Genomic DNA, 12206 nt, shown 5'->3' with positions numbered 1-12206 from the left:
TTCCCTGTTTGTGGTGGTTCGGCCACCCTTCAACTCATGCTCCCTGGAGGTGCCCCGTGCTGGCTCCCCTGATCCTCGCCGCGTCGCGCAGTGACAAGATGCGCTCGTTCGTGTCGGCGGCGCCGGGCACCAAGCAGGTCGTCGCCCGCTTCATCGCCGGCGAGAGCGTCGACCAGGTCGTGCCGGTCATCGAGGACGCCGCCGCCAAGGGGCTCGAAGTGACCCTCGACGTCGTCGGTGAGGACATCACCACCGTCGAGCAGTCGCACGCCGCGCGCGACGCCTACCTGGAGCTGATCGGCCGCCTCGAGGAGCTCGGCCTCGGCCCGAAGGCCGAGATGTCCGTGAAGCTCTCCATGTTCGGCCAGGCGCTCGCCGACGGTCATGAGCTGGCGCTCGCCAACGTGCGGCCCGTCGTCGAGGCCGCCGCCGCCATCGGCACCACGGTCACCCTGGACGCCGAGGACCACACCACCCTCGACTCGATGTTCGCCATCCACGAGGAGCTGCGGAAGGACTTCCCGCAGACCGGCTGCGTCATCCAGGCCTACCTCTTCCGCACCGAGGACGACGCCCGCCGCCTCGCCGCCGCCGGCAGCCGCGTCCGCATCGTCAAGGGCGCCTACAAGGAGCCCGCCGAGGTCGCGTACCAGGACAAGGCCGAGATCGACAAGGCGTACGTGCGGATCACGCGCATCCTCATGGAGGGCTCGGGCTACCCGATGATCGGGTCCCACGACCCGCGCCTGATCTCCATCGCGCAGGAGCTGGCCCGGACCGCCGGACGCAAGCTGGACGAGTACGAGTTCCAGATGCTCTACGGCATCCGCAGCGAGGAGCACCTGCGCCTGGCCGCCGAAGGCCACCGGATGCGTGTGTACACCGCGTACGGCACCGACTGGTACGGGTACTTCATGCGCCGCCTCGCGGAGAAGCCCGCCAACCTGCTCTTCTTCGCGCGCTCGATCCTCACCAAGGACTGAGCGGACGCCCCGCTCCGCCTGTTCGCAGGGCCCCATAGCTTCCCGAAAACCTCCCGACCCCCCGAAGGAGATACGGACCATGACGCTGGACGCCGTGACCCGAGTCCCCGCCCCGGTCAACGAGCCGGTGCACGGCTACGCCCCCGGTTCGCCGGAGCGCGCCCGCCTGGAGGCCAAGCTCAAGGAGCTGGCCGAGAACCCGATCGACCTGACCTGCACCATCGGCGGTGTGCGTCGGATGGGCGGCGGCGAGCGCTTCGACGTCGTGCAGCCGCACAACCACAAGGCCGTCATCGGTACGTACGCCAACGCCACCGAGCAGGACGCCAAGGACGCGGTCGACGCCGCCCTGGCCGCCGCCCCGGCGTGGCGCGCGATGTCGTTCGACGACCGCGCCGCGATCATCCTGCGCGCCGCCGAGCTGCTGTCCGGCCCGTGGCGCGAGACGCTGGCCGCCTCCACGATGCTCGGCCAGTCGAAGACGGCCCAGCAGGCCGAGATCGACACCCCGTGCGAGCTCGTCGACTTCTGGCGCTTCAACGTCCACTACGCCCGCAACCTGCTCGCCGAGCAGCCGCCGGCCAACTCGCCGGGCGTGTGGAACCGCATGGACCACCGTCCGCTCGAGGGCTTCGTCTACGCGATCACGCCGTTCAACTTCACGGCGATCGCCGCCAACCTGCCCACCGCCCCGGCCCTCATGGGCAACGTGGTGGTCTGGAAGCCGTCCCCGACGCAGACGCACGCCGCCGTGCTGATGATGCGGCTCCTGGAGGAGGCCGGTCTCCCCAAGGGCGTCATCAACCTTGTCACCGGTGACGGCCTCGCCGTCTCCGAGGTCGCCCTCAACCACCGCGACCTGGCCGGCATCCACTTCACCGGCTCGACCAAGACCTTCCAGCACCTGTGGAAGACGGTCGGCAACAACATCGAGAACTACCGCACCTACCCGCGCCTTGTCGGCGAGACCGGCGGCAAGGACTTCGTCGTCGCCCACCCGAGCGCCGACCGTGCCGTCCTCAAGACGGCGCTGACCCGCGGTTCGTTCGAGTACCAGGGCCAGAAGTGCTCCGCGTCGTCGCGCGCCTACATCCCCGCGTCGATCTGGAACGACGGCTTCAAGGAGGAGTTCGCGGCCGAGGTCGACTCCATCACCATGGGTGACGTCACCGACCTGTCGAACTTCATCGGCGCCGTCATCGACGAGCGCTCGTTCGCCAAGAACAAGGCCGCGATCGACCGCGCGAAGGCGGACGACTCCTGCACGATCGTCGCGGGCGGCACCTACGACGACTCGGTCGGCTACTTCGTGCGCCCGACCGTCATCGAGTGCACCGACCCGGCCAACGAGGTCTTCACGACCGAGTACTTCGGCCCGATCCTCGCCATCCACGTGTACGAGGACGACCAGTACGACGCCATGCTGGAGCAGATGGAGTCGGCGTCCGACTACGCGCTGACCGGCGCGGTCATCTCCAACGACCGTGCCGCCGCCGCGTACACGATGGAGAAGCTCCGCTACGCCGCGGGCAACTTCTACATCAACGACAAGTCGACCGGCGCCGTCGTCGGCCAGCAGCCCTTCGGCGGCGGCCGCGCCTCCGGCACCAACGACAAGGCCGGTGCCCCGCAGAACCTGATGCGCTGGACGCTGACCCGCGCCATCAAGGAGACGCTGGTCCCGCCGACCGACTACTCGTACCCGCACATGGGCTGACGCCCGCCCGGTGGCCTCGCCACCCCCTCCGACCCCGCCCTCGGCCACGGGCCCCACCCCGGCCGAGGGCGGTGTTGTATCCAGGTGCGCGGTATCCAGGTGCGCGGTATCCATGTGTGCGGTATCCGGGTACGCGCTACACCGTCAGCACGATCCGGCCCTGCGTCCGGCCCGCCGCCGCCACCTCGTGCGCCTTGCCCGCCTCCTCCAGGGGCAGCACCGCCGACACGTGCGGACGCAACCGGCCCGCAGCCATGAGCGCCGCCGCCTTTTCGAGCGTGCTGCCCGAGGGGTGTACGACGACCGGCCGCAGCCGCGCTCCACGGGCCGCCGCCTCCTCGGGCGTGACGCCGAGCCCGGTCAGGACCGCCGGGACGAGCAGCCCGCCGGGGCGCAAGGTGGCGAGCGAGCGCGGCCCGTAGTCGCCGCCGACCAGGTCGAACGCGATGTCCACCTGGCGCACGGTCAGCGCGAAGTCCGTCCTCGTGTGGTCGAGGGGTTCGTCGACGCCGAGGTCGCGCAGGAAGCCGTGCAGTTCGGCGCGGGCGGTGGCGATGACGTACGCGCCCTGCACCTTGGCGAGCTGTACGGCGATGTGCCCGACGCCGCCCGCCGCCGCGTGGATCAGCACCCGGTGGCCCGGCGCGACCCGGCCGAGGTCGACGAGCGCCTGCCACGCGGTGAGGCACGCCCGGGGCGCGGCGGCCGCGTGCACGTGGTCGACGCTGGCGGGCTTCGGCGCGAGGGCGTCGGCGCGCACGGTGACGTACTCGGCGTAGCCGCCGCCCGGGACCATCGCGAACACCTCGTCGCCGGGCCGGAACGCGGGGACGTCCGGGCCCGTCCCCGCGACCACCCCGGAGACGTCGAGGCCGAGCGTGAACGGCGGGTCGCCGAAGACCGGGGCCTCGCCGGACCGGGCGAGCCGGTCCGCCGGGTTCACCCCCGCCGCGTGCACCCGCACCAGGACCTCGCCCGCGCCGGGCACCGGCCGCGCCGCCTCCACCACCTCGAGCACCTCGGGTCCGCCGAAGCGGCGCTGGCTGATCACGCGCATGGGGGACTCCTCCCAGGGGCCCGCCGGTCCACCACCGCCCGGCCGGTGCTGCACTCCATCGTGCCTGAGATATCTGGGTGCCCGGCGCGAGGACGCTGAGTACCGTGTGCCGGTGACCACGCTGCGCACCGCCCACACGGCCGACCTCACCGCCTCCGAACTCACCGCCGCCCGCGCCCTGTTGGACGACGCCTTCGACGGTGACTTCTCCGACGCCGACTGGGCGCACGGCCTCGGCGGCATGCACGCCCTCGTGCACGACGACTCCGGCGCGCTCCTCGCCCACGGCAGCGTCGCCCAGCGCCGCGCCGTGCACGACGGGCGGACGCTGCGCGTCGGCTACGTGGAGTCCGTCGCCGTCCGTGCCGACGTGCGCCGCACGGGGCTGGGCGGGCGGGTGACGGGCGCCCTGGAGCGGGTGATCATGGCCGCGTACGACATCGGCGCGCTCTCGGCGTCCTCCGACGGGGCCCCGATGTACGTGGCGCGCGGCTGGACCGAGTGGAGCGGGCCGTTCGCGGCGTACGGCCCTGCCGGAACGATCGTGCTCCCGGCCGACGAGGACCCGCCGTACCTGTTCCCCGCCCTGGTCGCGCGGGGTCTGGACCCCATGCAGTCGCTCCTCTTCGACTGGCGCGAAGGCGACCTGCTGTGAGGCTCTGGGGTGAGGTCCGTCTCAGATAGTAGGAAGTCCGAGTAACTGTGGAGACAGAACCGGAGTCCTGTCCTAGCTTTGTAGGAGCCGAACGTATCGCTTACCTGGCGAATGGCGGCAGCGAGCCGGAGCACCTGGCAGGCAACCCCTGCGGCCCCGCGCTCCCCGCCTCTTCCGGCCCTCGATATCCCCGTGATCTCAAGGAGTCGATCCGTCATGGCCACTGCGACGCCCGCCCGCCGCCGAGTCCGTCACGTCTCCCCGTCGAGCGAAGCCGACCGTCAGACCGCCAAGATCGCCGCCGCCGCCCTCCAGCGCGCCCTGGACCGCAGGGACAACGGCGGCGAGACCGGCCACTGACACGTCAAGACCCCCGCCGCACCTCGAAGTGGTCGATCCGCCGCCCGTCCCGGGCGAGCGCCGACACCTTCAGGCGCGGTCGCGCACCGCTCTCCGCCTCCACCTTGAGCAGGGAGAACCCGCGGTAGCGCACCCGTGACCAGGCGACGGTCTCGTCCGTCGCCCGCCGTCCCTTCTTCCACACGAGGCTGCCGACGGGCTCGTGGGGCCGCTCGCGCCCCTCGAAGCTCTCGGCGCTGCCGGGCTGGAAGCCGTACAGATCGCGTCCGCCGCCGCCCGCGGTGACGTACACGATCCCGTCCCGCGTCGGATCCGTCGCGCCGCCGACCGGTACCTCACGGCCGACCGCGCCGTCCCTGACGGCGTCGGTCCGCTCGTAGACGTGGTTGTGCCCGTTGATCACCAGGTCCACCTGGTGCCGGGCGAACAGCGGCAGCCACGCCGCCCGCACCCCGCCGTCCGAGCCGTGCGTGGACGTGGAGTACGCGCAGTGGTGGAAGAAGACGACCACGAAGTCCACGCCGCGCGAGGCGCGCAGCGCGCCGAGCGTCCGGTCCAGCCAGGCCGTCTGCCGGCCGTCGCTGTGGCCGAGGTTGGCGGGGATCTCGTACGAGACGTCGTTCGAGTCCAGGGCCACGACGCCGACGTTGCCGTATGTGAAGAAGTACGCGCCCGGGGTCGACCGCGCGTCGGATCCGTTGTCCGGCAGCGCCCAGCGCGCCAGTTGGCCGCCGTAGCCGTCGGGGGAGTACCAGGCCTCCATGTCGTGGTTGCCGGTGGTGACCATCCACGGCACGGTCCGTGCGACCTGCTCGTTCTGCTTGAGGAACCAGTCCCAGGCGCCGGGGTCGTAGCCGTCCGTCGTCTTGCCGTGCCCGGTGCCGTCGGCGTAGCAGAGGTCGCCCGCGTGCAGGTGGAAGGCCGGGTCCTGGCGCAGCACGAGGAGGTCGCCGGCCGCCGCCGCGCTGCCGACACCCTGGTCGCCGAAGGCGGTGAAGGTGAACGAGGCCGGGCTCGCCGCGGGCGCCGTGCGGAACGCGGAGACGGTCGCGCGGTGCGCGGGGGACGCCGGGTCGAAGCCGTCGTGGCCGACGCCGTAGTAGTACGTCGTGCCTGGGCGCAGGCCGTCCAGGGCGGCGTGCACGTAGAACTGGTCGAGCGCGAGGCGTGTCCCGTCGTAGCCGCCGGGCGTGTGCAGCGCGCGGACCTCCGCCTCGATCTTCCGGCTCAGGTCGCCGGGTGCGGTGCCGACGCGGACGTACGGTGCGCGGACCGCGAGCGGCGTCTGCCAGGAAATCCGCATCTGGGTGCGCGGGTCGGACCCGAAGGCGAGGTGGCGTCCGAAGGGCGGGACGGCGGAGGCGGGAGTCCTGGACGTGAGAGGCGCCGAGGTGCCCGGTGCCCCGGACGAGCAGCCGGTGAGCGCGCCGCCCGCCACCGCGCCCGCCGTCACCAGCGCCCGCCGCCGCGTCACGCGGCTCCGCAGGTACTCGTACTGCTCGGCCATGCTCATCCGGCGCGCGAGCGGTGCCGGTATGCCGAAGTCGGGAAGGTCCATGACAGCGTGGTGCCCGCCCCGGCCCAACACCCGGGGCACGTACGGATGAACGCAGGCTGACAGGAAGTCACCGCCCGGAGGTCCCCGGGGACGGATGTCCGGATTCTGGACACGACGTGTCATCCCATGGGACAGCGAGTACGGTGCGAAACATGTCTCGCAGCATCAATCTCGCAGTGATCCCCGGTGACGGCATCGGCCAGGAGGTCGTGGCCCAGGGTCTCAAGGTCCTCTCCGCCGTCCTCCCGCAGGATGTGAAGCTGGAGACCGAGGAGTTCGACTTCGGCGCCAGGCGCTACCACGCGACCGGTGAGACGCTCACCGACGCCGACCTCGACGCCCTCAAGAAGCACGACGCCATCCTGCTCGGCGCCATCGGCGACCCGAGCGTGCCCTCCGGCGTCCTGGAGCGCGGCTTCCTGCTCAAGCTCCGCTTCGCCTTCGACCACCACGTGAACCTGCGCCCGAGCCGGCTGCTCCCGGGTGTCGCGACGCCGCTCGCCGGCCAGCCGGAGATCGACTTCGTCGTCATCCGCGAGGGCACCGAGGGCCCGTACACGGGCAACGGCGGCACCATCCGCAAGGGCACCGAGCACGAGGTCGCCACCGAGGTCTCCGTCAACACCGCCTTCGGTGTCGAGCGCGTGGTCCGGGACGCCTTCGCCCGCGCCCAGGCCCGCCCCCGCAAGAAGCTCACGCTGGTCCACAAGAACAACGTGCTGACCTTCGCGGGCCACCTGTGGACGAACATCTTCAACAAGGTGGCCGAGGAGTTCCCCGAGGTCACCACCGACTACATCCACGTCGACGCCGCGACGATCTTCCTCGTCACCGACCCGGCCCGGTTCGACGTGATCGTCACCGACAACCTCTTCGGCGACATCATCACCGACCTCGCCGCGGCCGTCTCCGGCGGCATCGGCGTCGCGGCCTCCGGGAACATCAACCCGAGCCGCGAGTTCCCCTCGATGTTCGAGCCCGTGCACGGCTCGGCCCCGGACATCGCGGGCCAGGGCAAGGCCGACCCCACGGCCACCGTCCTGTCCGTCGCGCTGCTCCTGCGCCACCTCGGGTACGAGACCGAGGCCGAGCGCATCGAGACGGCCGTCTCCGCCGACCTCGGCGAGCGCGGCACCGCGCCCCGCACCACGGAAGAGATCGGCGACGCGCTCGCCGCCCGAGTAGCCGGCTGACCCGGCGCTCACTCTCGTAGCAACACAAGCCGCCGGGTCGCATCAAGCGCCCGGCGGCTTCTCCTGTGGCGGCCCCGGGTGCCACTATCAGCCCCGGGCCGCACCACACCTCACCCTCTGGGCCCGTTCCGAGCACCCCACCCCAAGAGCGATAATCGAACGTGGGGCCGCGATGTACGGAGAAAAGCTCGGACGTCCTAGTACAAGGAGTGCAGGCGTGAACGCGGTCCGTCACAACCAACGGTGAAGGACACGCAACCATGACGACGCCCACGATCGAGCTCAAGCCCACCGCCACGCCGCTGTCCGCCGCGGAGCGCGAGGCGATCCTGGCCAACCCGGGATTCGGCCGCCACTTCACCGATCACATGGTGACGGTCCGCTGGACCGAGGGCCGCGGCTGGCACGACGGCCAGCTCATCCCCTACGGCCCGCTCTCCCTCGACCCGGCCACCAACGTCCTGCACTACGCGCAGGAGATCTTCGAGGGCCTCAAGGCGTACCGCCAGCCCGACGGCACGGTCGCCACGTTCCGCCCCGACAAGAACGCCAAGCGCTTCCAGCACTCGGCCTGGCGCCTCGGCATGCCCGAGCTGCCCGTCGAGACGTTCGTCGAGGCGTGTGACGCGCTCGTCCGCCAGGACCGCGACTGGGTGCCCGCGCACGGCGGCGAGGAATCCCTCTACCTGCGCCCGTTCATGATCGCGACCGAGGTCGGCCTCGGCGTGAAGCCCGCGAACGAGTACCTCTTCATCGTCATCGCGTCCCCGGCCGGCGCCTACTTCCCCGGTGGCGTGAAGCCCGTCTCCATCTGGCTCTCCGAGGACCGCGTCCGCGCCGTCCCGGGCGGCGTCGGCGACGCCAAGACCGGCGGCAACTATGCCGCGTCCCTGCTCGCCCAGGCCGAGGCCGCCGCCAAGGGCTGCGACCAGGTCGCCTACCTCGACGCCGTCGAGCACAAGTGGGTCGAGGAGCTGGGCGGCATGAACCTGTACTTCGTGTACGGGGACCGCATCGTCACCCCGTCCCTCACGGGTTCGCTGCTCGCGGGCGTCACCCGCGACTCGCTCCTCGCCGTCGCCGAGGACCTCGGCTACAAGTCCGAGGAGGGCCGCGTCTCCATCGAGCAGTGGCAGGCCGACTCCGCCTCCGGTGAACTCACCGAGGTCTTCGCCTGCGGCACGGCCGCCGTCATCACGCCCGTCGGCACGGTCAAGCGCGCGGGCTCCGAGTGGCAGCAGTCCGGCGGCGAGGCCGGCGAGGTCACGATGAAGCTGCGCAACGCGCTCCTGGACATCCAGCGCGGCACGGCGAAGGACCCGCACGGCTGGATGCACCAGCTGGGCTGAGTTCTTCCCGGAGCGCCCGCCTGCGCGAAGGCGGGCGCTCAGCTCTGTGCGGCTTCCTCTGTGGCGGCCTCGTCGAACCCCGCGAACATGTCGAACAGCCTCTGCTGCGCGTCCGGCCCGAACATCAGCGTGAGGTTGCCCGCCGAATCGGCCGCCGTCTCCGCGGCGCGCGGGAACATCTCCTTCTCGTACGAGGCGAGCGCCGCCTCCGTGTCGCCCGGGTGCTCGACGATCGCGCGGGCCAGCTCGGCGCCGTCGAACATGGCGAGGTTCGCGCCCTCACCGGCGAACGGCGACATCAGGTGCGCCGCGTCGCCGAGCAGCGTGACGCCCGGTACCCGCTCCCACTCCACCCCGATCGGCAGCGCGTGGATGTGGCGCGGCACGAGCGGCCCGGTGGCGTCCGCGATCAGGGCGCGCGGCCGGTCGTCCCAGCCGTCGAAGAGCGCGAGCACGGCGGCGCGCGCGGCCCCGGTGTCCGAGAAGTCGATCGTGCCGAGCCACTCCTCGGGGGCGCGCACGGCGACGTAGGTGTGGATCCGTCCGTCGACCTCGCGGCCGAGGTCCACCTCGGCGAGGAGGGCGTCGAGGACGGCGGCGTGCAGCTCGTCGGTGTTGCGTACGTACACGTAGAGCGAGGCGGGGCCGGTGTCCAGCTCGTGGGCGAGGCGGCGCATGGTCACCTTGCCGAGCCCCTCGGTGCGCAGGACGTGTACGGCGGCGGCGACGATGCCGTCCCTGCTCAGGGCTGGTTTCGCAGGCCGCTCCCGGCGGCTGCGCGGGCTGTTCGTCGGCTCGGCGCTGTTCACGGGGCCACGGTAGCCGCCGCGGGGACGCTCCGTTTAGAGTGGCGTTCAAAGTACTTAGAATGCCGTTCAAACCATCCGACCCCAAGGAGGTGCCCCGCGTGCGACTCACCCCCACCGAGCGCGACCGGCTGCTGCTGTTCGGCGCGGCCGAGCTGGCACGGGCCCGCAGAGCGCGCGGATTGCGGCTCAACGTGCCCGAGGCGACGGCCCTGATAGCGGACACCGTCTGCGAGGCGGCCCGGGACGGGCGCCGGCTCGCCGAGGCGATCGAGGCGGCGCGCTCCGTGCTCGGCCCCGGCGACGTGCTGCCCGGCGTCGCGGACGTGGTCACCGAGGTGCACGTGGAGGCCGTCTTCGACGACGGCTCGCGCCTCGCCGTGGTCGGCGACCCGATCGGCGGCGGCCTCGGCGAGGAGGCGCCCGGCGCGCTGCTGCCGGGACCCGGACACGCCGAGCCCGCACCCCGGTCGACGCTCACCGTCACCAACACGGCGACCGTCCCGGTCTCCGTCACCTCCCACTTCCACTTCTTCGAGGCCAACCCGCGCCTCGACTTCCCGCGCTCCGAGGCGTACGGGATGCGGCTCGCGGTGCCCGCCGGTTCGTCCGTGCGGTTCGGGCCGGGAGAGAGCCACGAGGTGGGGCTCGTGCCGATCGGCGGCGCCCGGGTCGCGATCGGTTTCGCCGGGCTCGTCGACGGCCCGCTGGACGCGCCCGGCGCCCGCGAGGAGGCGCTGCGACGCGCGGCGGCCTGCGGATATCTCGGAGTCGATGTCGATACCGCCGACACCAGGGAGGCGGGCCGGTGAGCCGCCCGGGAGGCCACCCCGCGGAGGCCCGCCGCCTCACCCCGTACGAGTACGCGAGCACGCACGGCCCCCGCGCCGGCGACCGGCTCCGCCTCGGCGACTCCGGGCTCACGATCGAGGTCGAGTCGGACTCGCAGGCGTACGGGGACGAGTTCCTCGCCGGGTTCGGCAAGACCGCGCGCGACGGCCTGCACCTGAAGGCCGCCGCAGTCCGCGAGACCTGCGACATCGTCATCAGCAACGTCGTGGTCGTCGACGCCGTGCTCGGCATCCGCAAGGTCTCGATCGGGATCCGCGAGGGCCGCATCCACGCGATCGGCCGCGCCGGGAACCCGGACACCCTCGACGGGGTCGATGTCGTGGTCGGTACGGGCACCACGATCGTCTCCGGCGAAGGGCTCATCGCCACCGCCGGGGCCGTCGACACCCACGTCCACCTGCTCTCCCCGCGCATCATGGAGGCGTCGCTCGCCTCCGGGGTCACCACGGTCATCGGGCAGGAGTTCGGCCCGGTCTGGGGCGTCGGGGTCAACTCACCCTGGGCGCTGAAGCACGCGTTCGCCGCGTTCGACGCCTGGCCCGTCAACATCGGCTTCCTCGGCCGGGGCTCCTCCTCGCGCGATGCGCCGCTGGTGGAGGCGCTCGCCGAGGGCGGGGCCTGCGGGTTCAAGGTCCACGAGGACATGGGCGCGCACACCCGCGCCCTGGACACGGCGCTGCGCGTCGCCGAGGAGCACGACGTCCAGGTCGCGCTGCACAGCGACGGCCTGAACGAGTGCCTGTCGGTGGAGGACACCCTGAAGGTCCTGGAGGGGCGGACCATCCACGCCTTCCACATCGAGGGGTGCGGCGGCGGTCACGTACCGAACGTGCTGAAGATGGCCGGTGTCCCGAACGTCATCGGGTCCTCCACCAACCCCACCCTGCCCTTCGGCCGGGACGCCGTCGCCGAGCACTACGGGATGATCGTCTCCGTCCACGACCTCAAGACCGACCTGCCCGGCGACGCCGCCATGGCCCGCGACCGCATCCGCGCCGGGACGATGGGCGCCGAGGACGTCCTGCACGACCTGGGCGCCATCGGCATCACCTCGTCCGACGCGCAGGGCATGGGCCGCGCGGGCGAGACCGTCCGCCGTACCTTCGCCTTGGCCGGGAAGATGAAGGCCGAGCTGGGCGGCCCGGGCGTCGGCCACGACAACGAGCGCGTCCTGCGCTACATCGCCAAGCTCACCCTCAACCCCGCCATCGCCCACGGCCTCTCCCACGAGATCGGCTCGATCGAGGCCGGCAAGATGGCGGACATCGTGCTCTGGCACCCCGAGTACTTCGGCGCGAAGCCGCAGCTCGTCCTCAAGTCGGGCTTTCCCGCGTACGGGGTCGTCGGCGACCCGAACGCGGCCACCGACACCTGCGAGCCCCTCGTCCTCGGCCCGCAGTTCGGGGCCTTCGGCGCGACCGCCGCCGAGCTGTCCGTCGCGTTCGTCGCCCAGGCCGCCGCCGACCAGGGAGGCGACGGGATGCCGACGCGCAGGCGCCGCGTCGCCGTGCGCGGCACCCGGGGGATCGGCCCGGCCGACCTGCGCCTGAACTCCCGTACCGGCGCGGTGGACGTGGACCAGCGCACCGGCCTGGTCACCCTGGACGGCGAACCGCTGCGCTCCGAACCGGCCGAGTCCGTCTCCCTCAACCGTCTCTACTTCCTCTGAAGGCCCG

At 71.9% G+C, this 12206-nt stretch carries 11 protein-coding genes; 8 read left to right on the top strand and 3 right to left on the bottom strand.

The features are described from left to right. Window positions 1-56 precede the first annotated feature (56 nt). Together ACH4RC_RS38480 and pruA are read left to right on the top strand one after the other, a co-directional pair. A complete protein-coding gene (locus tag ACH4RC_RS38480; protein WP_398209129.1) occupies window positions 57-983 on the top strand; it encodes a proline dehydrogenase family protein in 927 nt (308 codons plus the stop codon). An 85-nt stretch (window positions 984-1068) separates the two neighbouring features. Beyond that, a complete protein-coding gene (gene pruA, locus ACH4RC_RS38475; protein ID WP_398209165.1) occupies window positions 1069-2700 on the top strand; it encodes an L-glutamate gamma-semialdehyde dehydrogenase in 1632 nt (543 codons plus the stop codon). A gap of 136 nt (window positions 2701-2836) precedes the next feature. Here the strand turns inward: pruA and ACH4RC_RS38470 are convergent, their stop codons facing one another. Next, the gene (locus ACH4RC_RS38470) at window positions 2837-3757 is read right to left on the bottom strand and encodes an NADP-dependent oxidoreductase (RefSeq protein ID WP_398209127.1); all 921 of its coding nucleotides are present in this window, start codon (window positions 3755-3757) and stop codon (window positions 2837-2839) included. A 112-nt stretch (window positions 3758-3869) separates the two neighbouring features. On the opposite strand from ACH4RC_RS38470, the gene ACH4RC_RS38465 reads away from it, so the two are divergent. Next, window positions 3870-4412: a GNAT family N-acetyltransferase gene (locus ACH4RC_RS38465; RefSeq protein WP_398209126.1), complete on the top strand. Its 543-nt coding sequence runs from the start codon at window positions 3870-3872 to the stop codon at window positions 4410-4412. A 216-nt stretch (window positions 4413-4628) separates the two neighbouring features. Next, a complete protein-coding gene (locus ACH4RC_RS38460) occupies window positions 4629-4772 on the top strand; it encodes a hypothetical protein (RefSeq protein WP_361065280.1) in 144 nt (47 codons plus the stop codon). A 4-nt stretch (window positions 4773-4776) separates the two neighbouring features. Here ACH4RC_RS38460 and ACH4RC_RS38455 read toward each other — a convergent pair whose 3' ends face one another. Next, on the bottom strand, window positions 4777-6330 hold the full coding sequence (locus ACH4RC_RS38455; protein ID WP_398209124.1) for a purple acid phosphatase family protein: 1554 nt from the start codon (window positions 6328-6330) through the stop codon (window positions 4777-4779). Window positions 6331-6482: 152 nt separating this feature from the next. Here ACH4RC_RS38455 and ACH4RC_RS38450 point away from each other — a divergent pair, with 152 nt between their 5' ends. Further along, a complete protein-coding gene (locus ACH4RC_RS38450) occupies window positions 6483-7523 on the top strand; it encodes a 3-isopropylmalate dehydrogenase (RefSeq protein WP_398209123.1) in 1041 nt (346 codons plus the stop codon). Between the two features lie 260 nt (window positions 7524-7783). Continuing rightward, entirely contained in the window at window positions 7784-8872 is a 1089-nt protein-coding gene (locus tag ACH4RC_RS38445; RefSeq protein ID WP_398209121.1) for a branched-chain amino acid aminotransferase, read from the top strand. A gap of 38 nt (window positions 8873-8910) precedes the next feature. Here ACH4RC_RS38445 and ACH4RC_RS38440 read toward each other — a convergent pair whose 3' ends face one another. Beyond that, on the bottom strand, window positions 8911-9681 hold the full coding sequence (locus ACH4RC_RS38440) for an FAD-dependent monooxygenase (RefSeq protein ID WP_398209119.1): 771 nt from the start codon (window positions 9679-9681) through the stop codon (window positions 8911-8913). 98 nt (window positions 9682-9779) lie between these two features. On the opposite strand from ACH4RC_RS38440, the gene ureA reads away from it, so the two are divergent. Then, window positions 9780-10490, top strand: a complete 711-nt coding sequence (gene ureA / locus ACH4RC_RS38435) for an urease subunit gamma (protein ID WP_398209118.1) — start codon at window positions 9780-9782, stop codon at window positions 10488-10490. Further along, window positions 10487-12199: an urease subunit alpha gene (locus ACH4RC_RS38430; RefSeq protein WP_398209117.1), complete on the top strand. Its 1713-nt coding sequence runs from the start codon at window positions 10487-10489 to the stop codon at window positions 12197-12199. Before ureA ends, ACH4RC_RS38430 begins: the two co-directional genes overlap by 4 nt. The last annotated feature ends 7 nt before the right edge of the window (window positions 12200-12206 follow it).

The organism is Streptomyces sp. NPDC016845 (genome assembly GCF_044332585.1).
Taxonomy (GTDB): Bacteria; Actinomycetota; Actinomycetes; order Streptomycetales; family Streptomycetaceae; genus Streptomyces.
This window is presented reverse-complemented; position numbering and strand designations above follow the sequence as displayed.